At 51.5% G+C, this 19,705-nt stretch carries 23 protein-coding genes; 4 read left to right on the forward strand and 19 right to left on the reverse strand.

The window, feature by feature from the left end; translation table 11 throughout:
* The 9 genes from rpsJ to AAB391_02650 all read right to left on the reverse strand — a co-directional run bounded on the left by rpsJ (position 1) and on the right by AAB391_02650 (position 5,979).
* Positions 1-309, reverse strand: coding sequence for a 30S ribosomal protein S10 (rpsJ, locus tag AAB391_02610; protein ID MEK7645184.1), 309 nt, complete (start codon positions 307-309; stop codon positions 1-3).
* A gap of 125 nt (positions 310-434) precedes the next feature.
* Entirely contained in the window at positions 435-1,631 is a 1,197-nt protein-coding gene (tuf, locus tag AAB391_02615) for an elongation factor Tu (protein MEK7645185.1), read from the reverse strand.
* A 328-nt stretch (positions 1,632-1,959) separates the two neighbouring features.
* Positions 1,960-2,199: a hypothetical protein gene (locus AAB391_02620; protein MEK7645186.1), complete on the reverse strand. Its 240-nt coding sequence runs from the start codon at positions 2,197-2,199 to the stop codon at positions 1,960-1,962.
* The gene (locus AAB391_02625) at positions 2,186-2,434 is read right to left on the reverse strand and encodes a type II toxin-antitoxin system prevent-host-death family antitoxin (GenBank protein ID MEK7645187.1); all 249 of its coding nucleotides are present in this window, start codon (positions 2,432-2,434) and stop codon (positions 2,186-2,188) included. Before AAB391_02625 ends, AAB391_02620 begins: the two co-directional genes overlap by 14 nt.
* A gap of 156 nt (positions 2,435-2,590) precedes the next feature.
* Positions 2,591-3,334, reverse strand: a complete 744-nt coding sequence (locus AAB391_02630) for an ABC transporter ATP-binding protein (protein MEK7645188.1) — start codon at positions 3,332-3,334, stop codon at positions 2,591-2,593.
* 57 nt (positions 3,335-3,391) lie between these two features.
* Positions 3,392-4,300, reverse strand: coding sequence for an ABC transporter substrate-binding protein (locus tag AAB391_02635; protein ID MEK7645189.1), 909 nt, complete (start codon positions 4,298-4,300; stop codon positions 3,392-3,394).
* A 231-nt stretch (positions 4,301-4,531) separates the two neighbouring features.
* Complete coding sequence (locus tag AAB391_02640) at positions 4,532-4,903, reverse strand: branched-chain amino acid ABC transporter permease (GenBank protein ID MEK7645190.1); 372 nt, start codon at positions 4,901-4,903, stop codon at positions 4,532-4,534.
* On the reverse strand, positions 4,866-5,399 hold the full coding sequence (locus AAB391_02645; GenBank protein ID MEK7645191.1) for a branched-chain amino acid ABC transporter permease: 534 nt from the start codon (positions 5,397-5,399) through the stop codon (positions 4,866-4,868). The genes AAB391_02640 and AAB391_02645 overlap by 38 nt, the downstream gene beginning before the upstream one ends.
* 61 nt (positions 5,400-5,460) lie before the next feature.
* Positions 5,461-5,979: an ABC transporter substrate-binding protein gene (locus AAB391_02650; GenBank protein ID MEK7645192.1), complete on the reverse strand. Its 519-nt coding sequence runs from the start codon at positions 5,977-5,979 to the stop codon at positions 5,461-5,463.
* A gap of 158 nt (positions 5,980-6,137) precedes the next feature.
* Here AAB391_02650 and AAB391_02655 point away from each other — a divergent pair, with 158 nt between their 5' ends.
* Positions 6,138-6,539, forward strand: a complete 402-nt coding sequence (locus AAB391_02655; GenBank protein ID MEK7645193.1) for a hypothetical protein — start codon at positions 6,138-6,140, stop codon at positions 6,537-6,539.
* 249 nt (positions 6,540-6,788) lie between these two features.
* Here the strand turns inward: AAB391_02655 and fusA are convergent, their stop codons facing one another.
* The 10 genes from fusA to AAB391_02705 all read right to left on the reverse strand — a co-directional run bounded on the left by fusA (position 6,789) and on the right by AAB391_02705 (position 18,142).
* Positions 6,789-8,933: an elongation factor G gene (gene fusA, locus AAB391_02660; GenBank protein MEK7645194.1), complete on the reverse strand. Its 2,145-nt coding sequence runs from the start codon at positions 8,931-8,933 to the stop codon at positions 6,789-6,791.
* A 72-nt stretch (positions 8,934-9,005) separates the two neighbouring features.
* On the reverse strand, positions 9,006-9,611 hold the full coding sequence (locus AAB391_02665; GenBank protein MEK7645195.1) for a LamG domain-containing protein: 606 nt from the start codon (positions 9,609-9,611) through the stop codon (positions 9,006-9,008).
* 209 nt (positions 9,612-9,820) lie between these two features.
* Complete coding sequence (locus tag AAB391_02670; protein ID MEK7645196.1) at positions 9,821-11,623, reverse strand: immunoglobulin-like domain-containing protein; 1,803 nt, start codon at positions 11,621-11,623, stop codon at positions 9,821-9,823.
* Between the two features lie 12 nt (positions 11,624-11,635).
* Positions 11,636-13,582 (reverse strand): carboxypeptidase regulatory-like domain-containing protein, encoded by a 1,947-nt coding sequence (locus AAB391_02675; GenBank protein ID MEK7645197.1) that lies wholly within the window; start codon positions 13,580-13,582, stop codon positions 11,636-11,638.
* Positions 13,583-13,644: 62 nt separating this feature from the next.
* Positions 13,645-14,175, reverse strand: a complete 531-nt coding sequence (locus AAB391_02680) for a hypothetical protein (GenBank protein ID MEK7645198.1) — start codon at positions 14,173-14,175, stop codon at positions 13,645-13,647.
* A 617-nt stretch (positions 14,176-14,792) separates the two neighbouring features.
* Positions 14,793-15,047 (reverse strand): hypothetical protein, encoded by a 255-nt coding sequence (locus AAB391_02685; GenBank protein ID MEK7645199.1) that lies wholly within the window; start codon positions 15,045-15,047, stop codon positions 14,793-14,795.
* A gap of 196 nt (positions 15,048-15,243) precedes the next feature.
* Positions 15,244-15,714: a 30S ribosomal protein S7 gene (gene rpsG / locus AAB391_02690; GenBank protein ID MEK7645200.1), complete on the reverse strand. Its 471-nt coding sequence runs from the start codon at positions 15,712-15,714 to the stop codon at positions 15,244-15,246.
* 11 nt (positions 15,715-15,725) lie between these two features.
* Positions 15,726-16,142 (reverse strand): 30S ribosomal protein S12, encoded by a 417-nt coding sequence (rpsL, locus tag AAB391_02695; protein ID MEK7645201.1) that lies wholly within the window; start codon positions 16,140-16,142, stop codon positions 15,726-15,728.
* Between the two features lie 448 nt (positions 16,143-16,590).
* Entirely contained in the window at positions 16,591-17,463 is an 873-nt protein-coding gene (locus tag AAB391_02700) for a bifunctional 5,10-methylenetetrahydrofolate dehydrogenase/5,10-methenyltetrahydrofolate cyclohydrolase (GenBank protein ID MEK7645202.1), read from the reverse strand.
* A 67-nt stretch (positions 17,464-17,530) separates the two neighbouring features.
* Positions 17,531-18,142, reverse strand: coding sequence for a site-2 protease family protein (locus AAB391_02705; protein MEK7645203.1), 612 nt, complete (start codon positions 18,140-18,142; stop codon positions 17,531-17,533).
* Positions 18,143-18,218: 76 nt separating this feature from the next.
* On the opposite strand from AAB391_02705, the gene AAB391_02710 reads away from it, so the two are divergent.
* The 3 genes from AAB391_02710 to AAB391_02720 all read left to right on the forward strand — a co-directional run bounded on the left by AAB391_02710 (position 18,219) and on the right by AAB391_02720 (position 19,701).
* Positions 18,219-18,461 carry a bL28 family ribosomal protein gene (locus tag AAB391_02710; GenBank protein MEK7645204.1) on the forward strand — a complete coding sequence of 81 codons (243 nt, stop codon included), beginning with the start codon at positions 18,219-18,221 and terminating at the stop codon, positions 18,459-18,461.
* A 69-nt stretch (positions 18,462-18,530) separates the two neighbouring features.
* Complete coding sequence (locus tag AAB391_02715) at positions 18,531-18,992, forward strand: hypothetical protein (protein ID MEK7645205.1); 462 nt, start codon at positions 18,531-18,533, stop codon at positions 18,990-18,992.
* A gap of 103 nt (positions 18,993-19,095) precedes the next feature.
* A complete protein-coding gene (locus AAB391_02720) occupies positions 19,096-19,701 on the forward strand; it encodes a Fe-Mn family superoxide dismutase (GenBank protein MEK7645206.1) in 606 nt (201 codons plus the stop codon).
* Positions 19,702-19,705: the final 4 nt, after the last annotated feature.

A 19,705-nucleotide genomic window follows, 5' to 3' on the forward strand; every position in this document is an offset into this window, starting at 1 on the left:
TTAGATCATCTTGACGTCGATGTTGACTCCTGAAGGCAGGCTCAGGTTGGTGAGTGCCTCAATTGTCTTTGGATTTGGGTTCACAATGTCAATCAATCGCTTGTGCACTCGCATCTCAAACTGCTCTCGCGCGTCTTTGTAGACAAAGGCAGCTCGGTTTACGGTGTACTTCTTGATCTCTGTAGGGAGCGGAATCGGTCCGAGGATAGTGGCATCGTATCGAAGCGCAGTGTCCATGATCTGCTTCACGGAAGCATCGAGGATCTTGTGTTCGTACGCTCGCACACGAATGCGGAGCTTGTGGCTCACCTCCTGGCCCTTTACCGTAGCCTTGGCGACTTTCGTCTTGCCCTTGGCCTTATCGGCCGTCTTTGTTTCTTTTGTGGTCATGTTGAGTATGTGGCTCCTCTTGAATTGGTCGCGGAGCCGGCGATTTACTTAGTGATCTTGGTGACCACTCCTGCACCGACGGTTCGTCCGCCTTCTCGCACAGCAAATCGCATCTTTTCCTCGAGTGCAATCGGCGCTACGAGCTTGACGATGAACTTCACGGTGTCTCCTGGCATAACCATTTCAGTGCCCGCAGCGAGGGTTACCTCACCGGTGACGTCTGTGGTTCGGATGTAGAACTGTGGCTTGTACCCATTGAAGAATGGAGTGTGTCGGCCACCTTCTTCCTTCTTGAGAACGTAGATTTCACCCTCGAAGTCGGTGTGAGGAGTGGTAGTACCTGGCTTTGCAAGTACCTGACCTCGGGTAACGTCTTCCTTTCGAGTACCTCGGAGGAGAACACCCGCGTTGTCACCTGCCATACCTTCGCTGAGCTGCTTGTTGAACATTTCGATACCAGTGATGGTAGACTTTGCAGTCGGCTTGAGACCAATGATCTCAACTTCCTCGCCAACCTTTGCGATTCCTCGCTCGATTCGGCCAGTAACCACAGTACCTCGTCCTTCAATAGAGAAGATGTCTTCGATTGGCATCAAGAATGGCTTGTCGATCTCACGCACTGGCATAGGGATATAGGTGTCGAGTGAGTTCAAAAGCTCATCGATCTTTGCAACCCATGCTGCATCGCCTTCGATCGCCTTCAAAGCTGAACCTCGAATCACTGGAGTACCCTTTCCGTCGAAACCATACTTCTCGAGAAGGTCTCGGATTTCTGCCTCAACGAGGTCGAGCATGTCCTTGTCATCCACCATGTCGCACTTGTTCAAGAAGACCACGATCTTTGGAACACCCACCTGCTTTGCGAGGAGAATGTGCTCTCGAGTCTGTGGCATTGGACCGTCTACCGCAGATACCACGAGGATAGCGCCGTCCATCTGAGCGGCACCAGTGATCATGTTCTTGACGTAGTCAGCGTGACCTGGACAGTCGACGTGAGCGTAGTGTCGAGCCACAGTTGAATACTCAACGTGTGAAATCGCAATGGTAATAATCTTTGAAGGGTCGCGTCGGCCGTCCTTTTCAGATGCCTTCGCTACCTGGTCGTATGCAATAGGATTTGCAAGACCTTTCTTTGACTGAACAACAGTAAGAGCCGCGGTAAGAGTAGTCTTGCCGTGGTCGACGTGTCCAATAGTACCGACGTTTACGTGAGGCTTTGATCGATCAAATGCTTCTGCCATATATTTAATGAGTCCCTAATTCTCAAAGCTCAACGCGCGAGAGTGGCTGAGCCTTGTAACTTAAGAACAAAAATTAATGATAATAAATCGTGTTAATACCAGGACGTTTCTTTTGATTCGAAACGGCCAAAGACGCAAAAAATGCGACAATGGGTATAGTAACAAATTGGCCGATAAAGTCAACCTTGGCGCACTGGCCGCCTCAGACACGCCGTAAATTTCTCCTGAAATTTCGGCTCCTCTCGGCGCCGTCGCGCCTGCGAGAGGTCTTCGTCAGCCAGTGCGCCAAGGTTGGTTTGATAGACATTTGTTGCTAGACCCGATTGTCTTAGAGGTGGTAGGTGGTGTCGTCGCGATTGGTGACATCGAGTAGAAAGATGTCGTCGTTGGTGAGGTGAAAGAGTATTCTGTATTGACCGGAACGCACTCTATAGATATCAAGGCCTCCTTTGAGCTTTTTCAGGTCGAGACCAACGAAGTTGCGCGATTTGATTTGAGCAATGATCAGCAGGATCCGTCCTCTTTGCTTTTCTTCCAGCTTGGCGAGGAATTTATCAATTTTGTGCATCGAGACGCTTCAGGGAGGCAAGCACTTCATCGATATGCACCCCCTTTGGATCAATTTGAGTAAAATCCACCAATGTCTTCCACACCCCTTCGTCTCCCCACTCGTCGACGGGCACCATTTTGAATGCCGGTTTCGACTTTTTCACCACGACGAAAGACCGCCCTTTTTCTACTTCAGAAATATATTTTTCCATGTTCTCTCGCAGCTCTTTTAGGCCGATAATATTGGTTTTCATAGCACAAGTTTATCTTAAGATAAACTTGTGTCAACCAAGCCTGCCGTCGACAAAACAGACAAAGAAAGCATATCAGAGTGGCGATAAAGAAACTGCTAAGAAATGTTCAAGAAAAAGCTAATTTTTGATAAAGATTCAACAAAGAAAGTCTAGGGGCTACTCCGCTGCAACACCGCCCAAAAACACTTTGCTGAGCGTATCGCCCTTGATAATCTCGGCAGCAGGACCGGCAGCCACTACCCTACCCTTGTCGAGTACATAGGCACGATGAGCAACTTCGAGAAGAGATTTGATATTGTGCTCCACCACCACGACAGCCATCTTGCGGCGCTGGTTGATCTCGAGGATCTTGGCGAACATTTCCTTCACGATCTTCGGAGCAAGACCGAGCGACGGCTCATCGAGCAGGAGGATCTTTGGGTCGGTCATGAGGCCGCGGGCGATCGCGAGCATTTGCTGTTGGCCGCCGGAGAGATTGGAGGATTTTTCCGAGAGTCGGCTACGTAGTGCCGGGAACAGATCAAGCACCTGCTCGAGACGCTCGGCACGAATCTTTGCAGAAGCGACGGTCCAGCCGCCGAGTTCGATATTCTCACGGACGCTCAGATGTTTAAACACGCGGCGGCCTTGAGGGACAAATGAAATCCCTCGATGGATCACCTCATGCGACACCGGCAAGAAGGTCTGCCCTTCCCAAGAGACCGATCCAGAGCTGATCGGCGCCAAGCCGAAGATCGCCTTGAGTACCGTTGACTTGCCGGCACCGTTTGGACCCATGAGCGCCACGATCTCGCCTTCATCTATAGACACCGAGGCACCATCAAGAGCCTTCACGCCACCGTAATGGACGTGTAGGTCGCGGGTTTCGAGAAGGATCTCTCTTTTTACATTATCGGCCATTACGCCTTCAATTCTATCATCGCGGGAGGATGAGGGCGAGCTACTAAACACCGAGCGTTAATTCACAGCCACAGGTTGACCATTCTTGACTTGCTTCAAGATCATTTCCCGCTTCGCCACACCGTTCTCATCAAAGAGACCGGATTTTGAGAGGCTGGATTGGACACAGATAGTATCTGCTTTACATTCATCCACTGCTGAAGAGAGAATCTCTGCTGCTTGCTCAGAAAGACCGAACACGGCTCCTTCTCCCTCAGCAATATCTTTCGGGAAAGAATAAAAAACGTCCGGAACCAAAGTACGGACAACGGGAAGCTCAGCTACGTAAGTAGAGAAGACGGGTGCGACGACACCAAACTGCCTGAGCTTCGCGACCCCGCCAGCAAAGAAGAATGAAATATCTGGTGAGTAGATCACATCGGGCCTCGAAGCCTTGATCTTCGCCACTTCAGTGGAAATGTCGCCAGTATCAGCACCAATCGCAACATGATAGACGATGTCACCCTTAAAATGAGCTCGGAAACTATCGACGTGCGTCTTCGAGAAGGCATTTTGATAGGAGACGAGAGCAACCCGCTTGTAGCCGCGACGGGTAAGCTCTTCCGCAATGAACTTTGATTCGTCTTCCAGAGAATACTGCACGTTGTAGAGGTTACCCCCGCTCGCTTCATAGAGCGTCTTCGAAGCCGCCGATGGTACGAGCGCGAAGTAGTCACCCGCAAACTTCGACAACACTGCACCAATAAGGAAGCTCGCCGCCGCCGTGACCAGCGCCCCGACGAGCAGTGACAGGAAGAAATTCATCCCCGTGGTCGTGAGCAGGATGCCTGTCGCATAGGCACCGAGGCCGTAGAAGGCCGCGTGTGTCACCGAGAGTAGGCCGGTATACCCCACCACCAAGTTGAGCGACAAACCCAAGATCCCGTAGATGCCGATGAGAATGAGGAGGTGAATGAGGTAGTCCATGATATGCAGGCGCTTGTGCGCCTTTAATCATACCAAAAAAGGCGCTTGACTCATATTTTCGATTTTGCTAACATACTAACTGTGGTACCTCAGGGGCTTCCGGAAACGGGAGCCCCTTGAAGCTTCTAGTTGGGAAGATAATGTAGAGGCATAAAAAGACCCACCCGCCATTGCTGGCGGGTGGTAACATCTAACACTCTAAGTATCGCAAAACTGAATTGAAGTGTCAATTTACTTCTTCAAAATCCCCTGCGGCCGGAAGAGCAGGAACAGGATAAGCACAGTGAAGGCAATCGCATCCTTCCACTCGCCGGAGATGTGCCAAATACCGAAGTTTTCGACAAAGCCGAGGAAAAAAGCGCCGAGTACGCCGCCGTAGATGTTGCCGATGCCGCCGATGATACAGGCGATCACGCCTTTGAGGAGTAGCGACATGCCCATGGTCGGCTCAATGCCCGTATCGAAGCCGATGAGAATGCCGGCGAGGCCAGCGATCGCCGAACCGATGAGAAACACCTTGCCGATGACTTTGTCAGTGTTGATGCCGACAATCTTGGAAACATCTTCATCGTCGCCCACAGCTCGTACCGCGCGGCCGAACATTGTCTTTTTTGAGCACCAGCGCCAATCCGCTCATGATGACCAGTCCCGTCACGAGGATGACGAGCTGGATCTCCGTAATCACTCCCCCGAAGATGTCATACACCCGCTGCGCTGAGGAGTTTTGCGAGAGCGTCTGGAATTGGCTGGTGAAGAGGATGGCGATAATGGCCTGCACTGCAGTGAAAGCCCCGAGCGAAGCCACCATGAGCACCATGCTGGAGGATTTGCGAGCACGGAGGGGACGATAAACAAAGTGATTGATGAGTCCGCCCACCGCCGCCGCAATGACCACGCCAAGCAGCACCGCCAGCCACAGATCGAGGCCAAGCATTTTGTAGAAATAGAACACCGCGTAGCCGCCCACCGCAGTGAGCGCACCATAGCCGAGATCGAAGAACTTCACCGTCCCGAAGATGATATTGAATCCGAGCGCCAGCAGCGAATAGATCGCGCCGGCAATGATGCTGTTCAGGATGAGTTGTGGGAGGATGTCCATGTCTCAATAGTATAGCAAAAAACCGCTCGGAGGGAGCGGTTTTTTGCTCATTGAGGAAAAATTACTTCGCGTCAACAAGTGCACCATCCTTGACCTGCATCATTCGCATACCGATACCGGTAACGTCACCATTCTCATCGAATCCAAAAGTTCCAGTAATCCCTGGAAAATCTTTAGTAGCATAGAGAGCCTGCTTGATCTTTTCAGTATCACTAGCCCCTACTTTTTCAAAGATGGTCGCTAGGAGATAGACCTCGTCATAAGCGTTTGCAGAAAAGAACGGATAGGTTGGTTCAGAGCTGTAACGCTTCTTACTTTCCTGCAAGAAAGCGTTGGCTCGGGAGTTTTCAGAGCCAAGTGCCGGAGCATCCACAATATACGCACCTTCCACAGCCATGCCTGTCTTCACAAACTCAGGACCTGAGAAATATGCTGTGTAGAACTGAGACTTGATACCGAGTGTTCGAGCCTGTTCAGCCAGACGAGCACCGTCTGAACCAGTCTGGGTATCGATCAGGATCGCCTCATGGCGCGAGAAGCTCGGTATCATCATCGAGAGCCACGAGATCGCCGATGCCATGCGCAAAATCTACGAACTCGCCTGGGCCGAAGCAAAACGGCTTGACGCCGACCTACGCCTGAAACCATAGCCCTCATTGACACCCATCTCTTAAAAGAATAGGCTTTAAGGCGGATTTGAATCTGCACTGTTTTGAATCCAGAAAGGAGGCCGAAACTATGTATCTGAATATTCGAGGAATCGAGAACGATCTCTACCCCGAGATTCCCTACTACCGCTTTGTTTGGGGGCCAGTGATAGAAAAAATGTTGGACTTCAAAGACGAAAAAACTCCCTTCCGCCTCAGAATGGCCAGCACTCACTATCGCGGTGCTTCGGAAAATATCCCAGACGACACAGATATAAAGGTGCTTGTCTTTGCGGTTCGAGTTCTGATTGGCACTCCTGACCACTTCTGCTTCGGAGCCCACGTCATCAGCGGCTGGCCACCATACGAAGGCCGTGTGATTGAGGGCGGCATCATGGACGACGGAAGTGGACTGTTTGTCCTGACTACTCCAGATATCTACCTTCTCGCCGGCTTCGACCGGACCATAAATAGAGCCGTTTACACGGCCTGATACATGGAGTTTTATCGCCCCGCAGCTCAGCCGCGGGGTTTTCTTTTGCAGTTTCGTAATTCAGGAAAGGCAAAACCGCCTGTTGGCGAAGACCTCGCGCAACTGCAACGGCTCGATATTGACCGAGATATGTAAAGAAAACAAAAACACCTTCGGTGAAGACCTCTCGCAGCCACGTCGGTGGCGAGAGGAGCCAAAATCCTAGCAAGGATTTATGGCGTGTCTTCGACGAAGGTGTTTTTGTTTTCTCTACTTCCTCGCTTCAATAATCTGCTGCTCCACAAACTTCGGCACCGGCGCGTAATGGTCGAATTCCATCGTCGCTGAACCCTGTCCTGAAGTCATAGATCGGAGCTGAGTAGTGTAACCGAACATTTCGGACAACGGCACCTTTGCGTGCATTACCTTGGCCTGACCGCGCTCGGTCATTTCTTCGATCGTACCTCGCTTTGAAGAAATGCTGCCGGTGATATCACCCATAAACTTCTCTGGGAACAATACCTCCACCTTCATGATTGGTTCCAAAATAACCGGCTTCGCACGCTTTGAGGCGCTCTGGAAGGCCAATGAACCGGCGATCTTGTACGCGATTTCAGATGAGTCGACATCGTGGTAGCTACCGAACGTCAATTCACAAGACACGTTCACCATGCGGTATCCGGCGATAACACCTCGGTCCATCGCTTCGTGCACACCCTTCTCCACTGCAGGGATGAATTCGCCAGGGATCGCACCGCCCTTGATAGAGTTAATGAATTCGAAGTCGGCAAATCGGCTGACATTCTTCTTCACCTTCTCGCCTTCTTCCAACGGCTTCATCGGTCGGAGAGTGATGATAACGTGACCGTACTGACCCTTTCCTCCGGTCTGCTTGATGTACTTCTCTTCCGCCTCTGCCTCGCCCTGAATCGTCTCTCGATATGCCACCTGAGGCTTGCCGACGTTGGCCTCGACACCGAATTCTCGCTTCATACGATCCACCATGATTTCCAAGTGAAGTTCACCCATACCTGAGATGATCGTCTCGCCTGTTTCAGAGTTGGAACTGATCTTGAAAGTCGGATCTTCATTTGCGAGCTTCTTCAAAGCCACGCCCATCTTTTCCTGGTCGGCCTTGGTCTTTGGCTCGACGCGCAACGACACCACTGGCTCCATGAACTTGATCGCTTCGAGGATAACTGGATTTTCTTCGTCACAAAAGGTGTGCGAAGTAAGGGCGTCTTTGAGACCCACCGCAGCGGCAATCTCTCCGGCGTACACTTTCTTCACTTCCTCGCGCTCGTTGGCCTGGAGGCGCACGATACGACCCAATCGCTCGCGCTTGCCGGTGGTTGAGTTATACAAATACGTACCAGACTCCACAGTACCCGAGTACACGCGGAAGAAAGTCAGTTGCCCAACAAAAGGATCGTTCTGGAGTTTGAAGGCCAAGGCACAGAAAGGTTCCTCATCTGAAGGCTTGCGGAAGATGTGGTCACCCGTGTTTGGATCAATGCCTCGTACCGGGGGAAGGTCAAGGGGAGATGGAAGATAATCAACGACGGCGTCCAATACGAGCTGCACACCCACATTCTTGAGCGCAGAACCAGTAAACACTGGGAAGATCTTTCCAGCAAGCACCGCCTTTCGGACCACTCGCTTGATCTCATCGATCGAGATCTCCTTCCCTTCCAAATATGCCGACATGGTCGCCTCATCGTATTCTGCCACTCGGTCAATGAGTTCAGCTCGATACTTCTTTGCATCTTCGAGCATGTCTGCAGGAATCTCCTGTTCAATAATCTTAATACCCTTCTCACCTTCGAAGGTGTAGGCCTTCATCTTCACGAGGTCGACAACACCACGATGATCACCCTCCAAGCCAATAGGCAGCTGGAATCGGATCGCATTTTTGTTCAATCGCTCGAGAATAGAGGCATATGAGCGCTCAAAAGACGCGCCGGTTCGGTCCATTTTGTTGATGAAGCAAAGTCGAGGAACATTGCTTTCGTCGGCATAGCGCCAGTTGGTCTCAGACTGTGGCTCTACTCCCGCCACGCCGTCGAATACCACCACAGCACCGTCGAGTACTCTGAGAGAACGCTTCACTTCTACGGTAAAGTCGATGTGCCCTGGAGTGTCAATGATGTTGAAACGCACCTTCTTTGAAACATCCTCCTTTGGCATGTAGGTAGGGTTCCAGAAACAGGTGATCGCCGCGGCGGTAATAGTAATACCTCGCTCTCGCTCCTGCTCCATCCAGTCGGTAGTGGTCTCGCCCTCGTGCACCTCGCCGATCTTGTGGATCATACCTGTGTAGTACAGGATTCGCTCTGATGTGGTGGTTTTTCCCGCATCAATGTGCGCGATAATGCCGAAATTACGTACTTTTTCGAGTGGATAGTCTCTGTTCATATATGTTTAGTGATAGGCGTTAGACTACAGGAAAAGGGCGAAAAATGCAACGCTATCGGGCGATTGGGGCCCTTATTTCCCCATAGTATAAAGGCGCTTAACCTCGGCTGAGGAGAGAGTGCGATTATAGATCCGGACCTCATCAATTTCACCCAAGTAGTCATTGTTACAAACACTGTCACCGATGCGCAATGGCGCCGCATTGACGAGATCGAGGATATCCACACCTGATGCACTATTGTCGAACACGCCATCAACATAGGCGCTGAGCGTTACACCATCCCGGACAGCCACTCCATGATGCCACTCCCCGTCATTTACGACGGCATTACTTGCTACGCAGGTCAAATTACCTAGAGCATCATCTATGCAGGCCGAAAATGTACCGGCTGCAATATCGACCTCCCAGAAACTATCATTGAGGCAGACATCGCGAACAGAAACAAGACGCACGCCGCCACCAGCAAAGGTCGTTTTGAACCAAACTGAGACTGAAAATGGACCTGTGCCGAAATCGTAGGAAGAAACATTCTCTCCTTCTAAATAATCAATTGCGCCGTCTTCAAAGTTGAGACCTTGTCCGATCCTTCCAGGCACTAGTGCGGTAGTGGTCGGCATATCGATCATAAAGAGATTATTACCAATACCACTGCGATCGTACACCGTCCCGCCAATCATGTCCGGGCCATTGAAAGACCAGTATCCCGTCAATCCACCTCTAAGGGTCGCGTCAGGGGTAGTATTCACTTTCAATCGGGTCAGGGAAGCCATCACCTTCGATGTCCACGAATTAGAAAGGAACGTCCAGCTAGCCTCTACCGTAATCGGCAGAAACCAGCAAGAGAGACTGAGAAGAAGGACGCTGATCGCGGAGTGGTACTTCATAGCTATTGTTGTGGATCAGAAGGGCTGAAAGGATTCGCGACGATTACCGTGCGCGTCGAGGTTGCGGCATTGCCAGATAGATCAGTCGCTACGTAGGTAATGATGTAGTTTCCGACGGCGGCGGTGTCGATTTGATCACCCGAAACAACAACGGAGAGATTGTTGTCCCGATTGTCGGCCACGAGTGCACCAAGATCGGAATACACTGCACCGACCAGAAGGTTGGCTGGATTGTTTCCTTGGATGGTGATTGTCGGGGGCTCAATATCGGGTGCCAAGACCAGCGCAGGAGCGTCAACTACAGCAGGAGAGGTCGAGGAGATACTCGTACCGCCATAGCTTCGGAGAAGTGCCTTGAGCTGCTCTTTCTCTATGCACACATCATCGACACATAGACGCTGGCTGACACGAAGTGTATCGGAAGTTGGGACAGAGACGGAAGATAGGGTGTTGTTTCGGATCGAATTGATCTGCGCTTGCTGCTCTTGGATTGCCCTTACGAGAACTGGGGTTAATTCTTCATACCGAACACCTCGAGGGGTAATGCCGTCAATTTCAGTAAATATCAGTCTTGAATCGACGCGTGCCACCTCTTCCGCAATGAAACCGAAGCGGGACTCATTGTTGCTATTTGAATTAAACGTGATCGGCCGCAGCTGGCCGATGAGAGTAAGAGCTGGACCATCAAACGTCTCTATGTTGTGTTTGAAGCGAGCAGAAGAAACAGTGCAATTGGTGGCACCCGTGTTCACTAAAATTTCCTTTGTCGACGCATTAATACAGACCGCGTCCGAAGTCGCACTTGCTAGAGTCAAGCCATCTACGGCCATCGACCCCACCACTGAAAGTGTCTTCCAAGGAGAAGTGCTGGCAACGCCCACTCTTCGGCTCCAGGACGGCACCGCGCCGGCGCCATCTGACTCTGCATACACGGTGAAAAGCGAGTTGCCGTCGATCCTAGCCGAGTAACTCTCGACCGTGCTGGAAGCGGCAGTGGCAGTGATGGGCATATCGATCCAGGCAACAATCCCGGCGTTGGTATCAAAGGTCATTGGACCAACCTGAAGATCGTCCACCGAGGTGACGCCGCTCGAAAAATCATACTGAAAGGATCCGCCGCCAACAGAGAGACCTCCCGATAACGTGGAAGTAGCGGTAGTTGAAGTGGCGCTTAAATTGCGGAAAACTCCCTCGCCTATCACAGAGAGCTTCGCGTAGGGAGAGGTGGTGCCAATGCCAATATTTCCCGCCTGACTCACAAACAGACTCGAAGTCGCCGTCAGCGTCGTCCCCGAGCCGTTGTAGAAAGGAAACTGACCTTGGGTGCCTGAATTCACCGTCCCAGACCCACCGCTTCCGGAAATACAAGTACCTCCCACAGCGAAGCAACCGGCAGCCAGATTAATGCCGCCAGTTCCGTAAAAAGTCGTGGTAGCAGTAGTAAAATTAGCCAAGCTCCCGATGGAAAGAATGCTCCCAGGCGTGGTGGTACCGATACCGACGTATCCACCGGAATTAACAATGAAATCGGTCTGCGTGGAAGATCCAATCGCAAAAGATGGCCCGCTGATGCCACTCGGATTGATAGAAAACAAACCCCACGGCGAGGTGGTAGAGACACCGAAATTCCCAGACGCAGTTGAAGCATTCACCTGGAGCACAATACAACTAGCATTAGTCGGCGCACAGCCTGGATCCAGTGTTTCGCCCGGCGCAAATGAGGCGGAAACGCTCGATGGGAGGGCGAAAAAAGAAACAGATGCACTGAAACAAACAAACGCGCTTGTGAAAAGAAAGCGTCTCATGGATGCGGTTAATTATAGCACGACCTTTTCTTCGATCACGCCGTTTTTTGCCAAAAATACGGGCGATGTGTGGACAAGAGTATATGTCTCGTCGGGATTTTTCTTCTCCACCGTGAGGTAGTACTCGCCCGGCGGCACCAAGGCATAGAAATGGCCGAGACGGTCTGTCACTTTGTGTAGTAACTCTTGGTTTGGGCCGGCAATATATACGCGGATGATCGCAAAGGCAATTGGCAAATCCGTGGAGCTATCCATCACGCTGGCAAATGCCTTTTTCTTGGCACCAAAGATTCTCAAGAGGAGTAGGCAAACATAGAGAGCGAAGATGGCGATGTTGTATGGAGCCGGTGCTGCCCAGAATGCAAGGACGGCCACGAAAAAGCCGACGGAGAAGGAAGCGTCGGTGATGCGCTTTTTGATGAGGTCGCGCTTCGAGTAAAAACGCGAAATCTGCTGTTGTGATTTAGCAAATTCATTCCAATCGAAATTCACGGGGTCCAGCGGGATGTTTTTGATGAGTACTCCGCCCGCTTCCAAGGCAGTGATCGGTTCACCGAAATAAAGGTCTGAGTAGAGCTCATCCGCCATCTTTCCGGCCAATTTCTTCGAGGGAAATGTGTAGTTGGTCTTGTTGGCGACCATGGTGTATGTGCCGGACGCGAGCAAGAAGCCATAGCGGCCATCGAGGTCGGTAATCGACGTATTGACCTCGTTCCCCTTCTCATCTTGCAAGACCACGTACGCGGGGTCGAGCGGCTGCTTGGTAACGCTGTCATACACAGTACCCCACGGACGAGAACGTTTTTTCAGGCCAAAAGCCCCGAGCAAGATTCCCCACAATCGGAGTGGGATGAGAAACAGCTCGGAAAATGACAGCGGGTTCAAGAAAAGCGATGAAACGCTGGCCGCACCCGCGCCGACCACGCCCGCCGTCGACACCGTCTTGGTCACCACCGAGCCAGTTGGACTCTGGATCACTTCTTTTGTCTCCTCCGCCACAACCTTTACCGTCTCTTGGGCGAATTCATAGCTTTGCTTTACCTGCTCGACAGCACCGGAGACGATTTGCGTGACCGCACCTCCTCCGCCGCCACCGCCACTCGAACCGGAGCCTGAACCTGAAGAGCCGCTACTACCGCTATCACCACCAAAAAAGTTGGCGATGCTCGAAAAGACACTATCGACAGTCGCGGCCACGGACTCGACGGCCGACTCAACCACCGATGGAGTTTCTGCCTCGGCCGGAGGGGCTTCAGATGGAGTATCTTCTGGTGGCGCCACATCGGGAGCTGGCGCCGGAGACTCTGCCGGAGCTTCAGATGGTGCCGGTGAGGACTCCGCCGCTGGCGCAGACGACTCTGAAGAAGAGCTACTAGATTCTCCGCTACTGCTCGAGCTTGAACTCGAACCTGATCCGGAACCACCACCCCCTCCGCCGCCACCACCACCGCCGCCACCTGAAGAAGCACCGCGAACGCTCGCAGGGCGCCAATCTGTGGCCACATTAAATGAACCCGAGCCGCAGGTGCTGTTTGTGCTGCAATTAAACACGATCCAGCCAGTGTTTTGACCCCAAGCGTAGCCGGAAAAGACTCCCGAAGAGCTGATCACGACTCGAACACCGCTGGCGGATGGATGGAAATTAATCCAGCCAGTGTTTTGGCCCCAAGCGTAGCCGGAAAGATTGCCGCTACCGTCATTTACCACCCCGTAGCCAGTCGGATTAAGGTTGATCCAGCCATAGTAGTCGCTCCACACGTAGCCGGTCATCGCGCTGTCGGTGACGTGCACATCTCCTTCCGTCGTGCCGAAATTGAACGTACCGAAATTGGTATCAACGGCCTTGGCATAGAAATTTCCTGGCTCAATGATGCCGTTGGTGTCTGAGGCGTGCACAGAAATCGAGCCAGACGAAAGGATAGACAGCACAACCAAAAGAAAGAGGGCGACTCTTGTCATACTTCCCTATTCTACCGCGCTACTGCAAAATGCGGAACGGATATCTCGCTAGCAGCAAAAAACTAGAACCCACTGAACATTGCCATCATCATCCACATAAACAAAATGACGCAGAGGATGATCACCCCTGGAGAAAGTCGGCCGCCGCGCTTCAAAAGTGGGCTGTTCTCACGCTCGAGGCAAGTGAGTACGATTACAAATGAAGAGAATGCGATGACCGCGAGAGAGCTGAGTGATTTATAGAGAATTGCTTTATCGGTAATAATCTCCCAAATGCTACAGACCCCGAGAAATGCGAGAAGAACGGCCGAAACGATGAGAGCGCCGAGAGTGGCAATGCGCACAATCCTGAAGGTCGGATTTGGCACCGCGGGAACAGGAGGGTTCAGAGGATCTACCGCCTCTCCGCCGCCAACAAAACGCCCGGCCACCATCACTACCACTGCAACAACGGCCAAAATACCGAGGGTCGCAAATGATTTCGAAATAACCTCTTTGTTAAAAACGTCCCAAACCCCAAGAATAGAAATGAGGGACAGGACACTCACGGCTCCAATAAAGATTCCCGAAGCGATATTTTGAATGGTTTTCATAAAGGAAATTGTACGTCGGTACCCGGAAATTGGCAATGGAAAGAAAAACGGACACCTTTCGGCGTAATGTGGGGATACGCAGGTGTCCGTCGGTTAGAAGAAAGAAGAAACAGTAGGGTTGGTTTCGTCGGGTTCCTTTTTTCTGTTAACTCTCAAGTCGTCGCCCGAGCGCAAAAGCATCAGGTCCGACCTGCCTATAGGTGTACAAGGCCTCGGAAGATATTCCGCCACGTCGGCCACATCACAACCAAAGGTTGTGGCCTTTTTCTCCCTTGCCATCTTGCAACCCACTCAATCTTGGCCTTTCAGCGCCGATTTGTCAAAATTTCTGACAACTAGCCCCACAAGTCGCTATGCGTACCCACGTCGACAAGCAAGTAGAAGGAGTTTTCAATCTCCCTGTATAGTATTCGATAGTCGCCAGTTGCGTTGATACTGCGACAATCCTTGTTTCTGCCTAATAATTTATGATTGTTGAGAATCGGACTGAATTCATCTTGCACGAAAATTCTGAGCCGATCCGAGACCTTCTCCCGGATCTTGAGTGGCAGTTTTCTGAAGTGCCGTTCGAATTCCGATGATCTAATAATAGTAACTGCCATTTCGAAAGAACAGAATTAGGAGTTAAGATCAGCCAAAAGGTCTTCGATATCGGTGAACTTCTTCAACTTTCCTGAAGCGAGCTCCTTTTCCGCAATCTCGATAGACCGAAGAAGTCTTCGTGTCGGTCGAAGATTCATCGAGAAAGACACCTCCTTCGTGCGCACAAATTGCCTCAAATACGCATTTACGATCGTACCAAGCTGAAAACCGAGCTCCTCAGCTGTTTTTTGAGCAGCTACCTTCAATCTTTTATCTACTTTTGTTGTCATAAGCGTAGTAGTATTCATATACCAAAGTATATACCTAGGTATAGTATCTGTCAACAAAGAAAAAACCGCTTCCCAGCGGTTTTTTCTAATCGCGGAGAGGAGCTTTTTCAAAGGGACTGCGGAGCGCGACTGGCGCGAGCCGGAGCAAAATTTCACCAGAAATTTATGCGTACCCTTTGAAAAACTCCTTGTAGCGCTACCAAGCGAAGTGCGCAAACGCCTTGTTGGCCTCTGCCATCTTGTGAGTGTTCTCACGCTTCTTCACGGCCTCGCCTTCGTTCTTCATGGCGAGCATGATCTCTTCCGCGAGCTTCAAGTGCATTGGCTTGCCCTTCTTCGCTCGAGCAGCATCAACAATCCACTTGATCGAGAGCGCCTGTCGTCGGTCTGGTCGGACTTCGATTGGTACCTGATAGTTGGCGCCTCCCACACGACGAGATTTCACCTCCACCATCGGTGCAGTGTTCTTCAGCGCGTTCTCAAAATACTCCAAAGGATTTTCTACCTTAGCAGTCTCCTTGATAGTGTCGAATGCTCCGTACACAATCTTTCGAGCGGCATTCTTCTTACCTCGCTCCATACAATAGTTGATCAACTTCCCTACTTTCTGGGAGCTGTACACGCTGTCAGGGGATACGATATTACGATTTTTGGCTTTTCGTCTCATTGGAGTATGGATTATTTAGCGGCTTTTGGCTTCTTCATACCGTATTGGCTTCGACCCTTTCGTCGTGTTTCTACACCACCTGAGTCGAGCACGCCTCGAACAATAGTGTATCGGAGACCGACATCCTTTACTCGTCCGCCTCGGAGAAGTACCACTGAGTGTTCCTGGAGGTTGTGGCCGATACCTGGGATGTATGCGGTGACTTCCATACCGTTGGTAAGTCGCACTCGGGCGATCTTGCGGATCGCTGAGTTTGGCTTCTTTGGAGTCTTGGTCGTAACCTTGACGCATACTCCTCGCTTAAATGGCGAGTAGAAGAATCGAGGCTTGTTCTTGAGCGTATTGAAGCTCTTGGTCAAGGCGATCGCCTTTGACTTTCGGTAGAGCTTGACTCGCTTGCGGCGCACCAATTGATTGATGGTTGGCATAGTGAAATGCAAATAAATAAACCGATTTTAATAATGACGATGATTAAATTCTGCTTCGCCGCGCGGAGATCTGTGTGGCTTCACCCTTTGCTTCCGAGGATTACTCACAGATTCCTGATGGTTGTGGCTGAATTATGAAGCTTTTTGGAGCTTGGCGAGCTCAGGCGAACCTGTTGGGCCGCGCTTTGCTCCGAGAAAAGCGTCCCCGTACTCTACTATAGAGAGGGGTTTTGCGCAAATATAACGCCTTGAACCCCCCTGAAACACGGCAAGAGCGTTACGCGAGGAGGCGCGCGGTGTTTTTGAGTAGGTGCGGATTTTTCATACTTTCTCATACACATTCATACAAAGTATGAAAAATCCGCAGGTACTCTTTTTCACTCCACCACCCCCCTCCAAAATGAAAGCCGCAGGATGTTGCACCTGCGGCGAGCTTTCGCTACCAAACCTACTTCGCCATAGCGGCGTCCAACGTGTTCTGAAGAAGCATGGCAATAGTCATCGGACCGACTCCACCAGGGACCGGAGTAATGGCCGAAGCGATCAAGCAGACAGGACCGAAGTCCACATCTCCCGATGTTACGCCGTCGACGCGACTGATCCCAACATCAACGACCACCGCGCCAGGCTTCACAAACCCAAGCTTCACGAAACCCGACTTGCCAAGAGCGGTGACCAAAATATCGGCCTCCTTGCACACAGTCGCTAGGTCAGGTGTCTGCGAGTGCGCCACAGTGACCGTCGCATCACCCATCTCGCCCTTCATGAGAAACGCTGCGGCGAGCGGCTTGCCGACAATGGAGCTGCGACCGACGATGACCACACGCTTCCCTTTCGCGGTGATGCCGTTGCGGCGGAGCAATTCGATAATCCCTCGCGGCGTGGCCGGAACAAAGCGCGGCGTGCCTCTCAAGAGCAAGCCTTGATTCTCCGGATGGAAGCCGTCAACATCCTTCAGCGGATCGATAGCGGCGACCACCGCCTCGACATCAATGTGCGCCGGCAGGGGCAACTGAACGATGTAGCCGTGGATCTTTGGGTCGGCATTGTATTGCGCGATGAGCTTGAGTAACTCAGCTTGCGTGGTGGTCGCGGGACGAATATCCACGACGCTGTGGAAACCGGCGTTGCGAGCAGCTTCGCCCTTACTCTTCACATACATTCGGCTGGCAGCGTCATTACCAAGCAAGATCACGGCCAGCCCGGGCTTGAAGCCAAGGGTACGCACGCCGTCGGCTATCTCGGCACGGATGTGCTGGGCGCAGGCCTTGCCGTCGAGAATGAGCGGTTTGTTCAGCGGTTGGGTAAATTCATATTGCATAATAGAGAGTGCTCCAATCCCATACTAGACCGTCGGGCGGAATAGTCAATGCGAGAAGCAACGAAAATTAAAGTGTCAGTGGCACACCCATCAATAGAGCGAAGAGCTTGAACACGATCGGCTCAAAAAATTGCCAGAGGAAAAAGATGAAAAAGAGTGCCAGCATGAGCGAGTGACGCTCCAATTGCACTCGAACATGGCTGTATCGCTGCGGGATCAGGGCGAACAACAGCTTTGAACCATCGAGTGGTGGCACAGGAGCGAGATTGAAAATGCCGAGCGTGATATTCACCAGCACGATCAGCCCAAACAAGGAGAAAGCTGCCTGATTGGCCACAAAATGCGCCGCAACACCAAAGACCGCGGCCACAATAAAGTTCGACATTGGCCCGGCCAGTGCCACGAGAGCCTCACCCCAGCGAACATTAAAGGCACTTTTGCGGAAGTTATCCGGATTGAACGGCACTGGCTTCGCCCACCCAAAAGACACCCCCATGAGCGTCGTGATGATGGGGATAATGACTGAACCGATTGGATCGAGGTGTTTGATTGGATTCAGCGTGAGGCGGCCAGCATATTTCGCTGTTGGGTCACCCAAACGCAGCGCCATATAGCCATGAGATACCTCGTGGATTACGACAGATAGTATGAGGACGGCCAGAGAAAAGAGGTTTAGCATGAAATTGGCGCTATAAAGCCTTGGAAACTTGCGCTTTTGTCAATGTATGATAGCATAACTGAACTAAATCACCCCCATGGCGAAAATCTGCCCAATCACCAAGAAAACCTCAATCGTCGCTGGCGGCTATTCAAACCGTACTCGAGCTACTCAATACAACCCTACCGGTATGGTGCGAAAGTACCCAAACCTCCAGAAGAAGACTATTTACATCCCTGAATTGAAGAAGTCGATTCGACTCACCATTTCTACCAAGGCAATCAAGACCATCAATAAGAACGGTGCGTACGCAACACTGAAGAAAGCGGGGTTGATTTAATCGGCCCGCAGGATTAGGATAGTCTCCAGACGGTCAACGAAGGCAAAACTTCACAGGAGAAAACAACGTATGAGAACTTACTACGTGGTGGGCGGCTCTGTCTGCCTAATGATCCTTGCGGTGTTTACTGACAACGGGGGGTTGTTCCCTCGCTGGATCATCGGCTCCCTTTGGATCACACTGGCCTATTGTTTTAGCAAGCTCGCACTTCCCCCAGAAACGACGCCATCTCTGAAACCGAAAAAAACCCGTGAGGTGTATCACAACAGTCCGAGACCTTCGGCTGCCAGGAGCGCTTCCAATTCGACGGAGTTCTCCCGCAATTTTTGTCGGCAGCTCTACCAAGGCGTCCAAGCCTGGAAGAAAGAAAATGCTTTCAAAAGCTGGGGCCACGTTGAGGCGGTAGAGATTTTCGATGAATTCTCAGCGGCGCTGGACAAACACCTCGATGAATTCCCGGATGAAGCCTACGAATCCGAGGTGCAACAATGGATCGCCTACGCCACCGAGATTCGCCGGAATCGGGACTGATCACGTGGGCTCCGTGACTCGCTCGCCGAACCCCCACCACGATGGCCCGCCTTGCGCGAGCCATCTTTTTTATTTCTCTCTCCAATAATGATACAATCATCGTATGAAAAAATTTGAAGAAACAAAATTCAATATCCCCGCTCTGAGGGGTATTTCGGCAAAGACGATCGAGGAACACTTGAAGCTCTATGCCGGCTATGTGAAGTTCAGCAATCTCATCCTCGAAAAAATCGACGAGCTCTCGAAGGATGCGGAAAAGAATGCCTATGCTCTGGGCGAGCTCCAGCGGCGTTTTGGCTTTGAGTTCGATGGCATGCGCAATCACGAATATTATTTCCGGTCTTTTGAAGGCGGGGCAAAGGCAATCGACTCTGCGGCCGGCGCCAGTTCTTTAAAAAAGGCCGTCGAGGAAGAGTGGGGGTCTTGGGACGGCTGGCTCGCACGATTCAAAGCAATCGCTCTCACTCGAGGCATTGGCTGGGCAATGATGTATTACGACCCTGTCACCAAGCGTCTTTTGAATGCATGGGTGGATGAGCAGCATCTCGGACACCTCACCGGCCTCTCCCCTGTTCTAGCACTTGATATGTGGGAACACTCTTTCGTCGCCGACTATCAGCCGAGCGGCAAAAAGCAGTATGTTGAAGATTTCTTTGCAAACCTGAATTGGGAAGTGATCGAGGAGAATTTCCAGAAAGCGGCGAAGTAACGAA

The sequence above is a fragment of the Patescibacteria group bacterium genome (genome assembly GCA_038065315.1).
Classification (GTDB): Bacteria; Patescibacteriota; Minisyncoccia; order Phycocordibacterales; family JBBTRF01; genus JBBTRF01.

Bases quoted from the DNA above. Each gene is read 5' to 3' on its own strand.
- tuf (MEK7645185.1), bottom strand. From the start codon at position 1,631: ATGGCAGAAGCATTTGATCGATCAAAGCCTCACGTAAACGTCGGTACT.
- AAB391_02620 (MEK7645186.1), bottom strand. From the start codon at position 2,199: ATGCACAAAATTGATAAATTCCTCGCCAAGCTGGAAGAAAAGCAAAGA.
- AAB391_02625 (MEK7645187.1), bottom strand. From the start codon at position 2,434: ATGAAAACCAATATTATCGGCCTAAAAGAGCTGCGAGAGAACATGGAA.
- AAB391_02630 (MEK7645188.1), bottom strand. From the start codon at position 3,334: ATGGCCGATAATGTAAAAAGAGAGATCCTTCTCGAAACCCGCGACCTA.
- AAB391_02635 (MEK7645189.1), bottom strand. From the start codon at position 4,300: ATGGACTACCTCATTCACCTCCTCATTCTCATCGGCATCTACGGGATC.
- AAB391_02640 (MEK7645190.1), bottom strand. From the start codon at position 4,903: ATGTTCGGCCGCGCGGTACGAGCTGTGGGCGACGATGAAGATGTTTCC.
- AAB391_02645 (MEK7645191.1), bottom strand. From the start codon at position 5,399: ATGGACATCCTCCCACAACTCATCCTGAACAGCATCATTGCCGGCGCG.
- AAB391_02650 (MEK7645192.1), bottom strand. From the start codon at position 5,979: ATGGCATCGGCGATCTCGTGGCTCTCGATGATGATACCGAGCTTCTCG.
- AAB391_02655 (MEK7645193.1), top strand. From the start codon at position 6,138: ATGTATCTGAATATTCGAGGAATCGAGAACGATCTCTACCCCGAGATT.
- fusA (MEK7645194.1), bottom strand. From the start codon at position 8,933: ATGAACAGAGACTATCCACTCGAAAAAGTACGTAATTTCGGCATTATC.
- AAB391_02665 (MEK7645195.1), bottom strand. From the start codon at position 9,611: ATGATTGGCGGGACGGTGTACGATCGCAGTGGTATTGGTAATAATCTC.
- AAB391_02670 (MEK7645196.1), bottom strand. From the start codon at position 11,623: ATGAGACGCTTTCTTTTCACAAGCGCGTTTGTTTGTTTCAGTGCATCT.
- AAB391_02675 (MEK7645197.1), bottom strand. From the start codon at position 13,582: ATGACAAGAGTCGCCCTCTTTCTTTTGGTTGTGCTGTCTATCCTTTCG.
- AAB391_02680 (MEK7645198.1), bottom strand. From the start codon at position 14,175: ATGAAAACCATTCAAAATATCGCTTCGGGAATCTTTATTGGAGCCGTG.
- AAB391_02685 (MEK7645199.1), bottom strand. From the start codon at position 15,047: ATGACAACAAAAGTAGATAAAAGATTGAAGGTAGCTGCTCAAAAAACA.
- rpsG (MEK7645200.1), bottom strand. From the start codon at position 15,714: ATGAGACGAAAAGCCAAAAATCGTAATATCGTATCCCCTGACAGCGTG.
- rpsL (MEK7645201.1), bottom strand. From the start codon at position 16,142: ATGCCAACCATCAATCAATTGGTGCGCCGCAAGCGAGTCAAGCTCTAC.
- AAB391_02700 (MEK7645202.1), bottom strand. From the start codon at position 17,463: ATGCAATATGAATTTACCCAACCGCTGAACAAACCGCTCATTCTCGAC.
- AAB391_02705 (MEK7645203.1), bottom strand. From the start codon at position 18,142: ATGCTAAACCTCTTTTCTCTGGCCGTCCTCATACTATCTGTCGTAATC.
- AAB391_02710 (MEK7645204.1), top strand. From the start codon at position 18,219: ATGGCGAAAATCTGCCCAATCACCAAGAAAACCTCAATCGTCGCTGGC.
- AAB391_02715 (MEK7645205.1), top strand. From the start codon at position 18,531: ATGAGAACTTACTACGTGGTGGGCGGCTCTGTCTGCCTAATGATCCTT.
- AAB391_02720 (MEK7645206.1), top strand. From the start codon at position 19,096: ATGAAAAAATTTGAAGAAACAAAATTCAATATCCCCGCTCTGAGGGGT.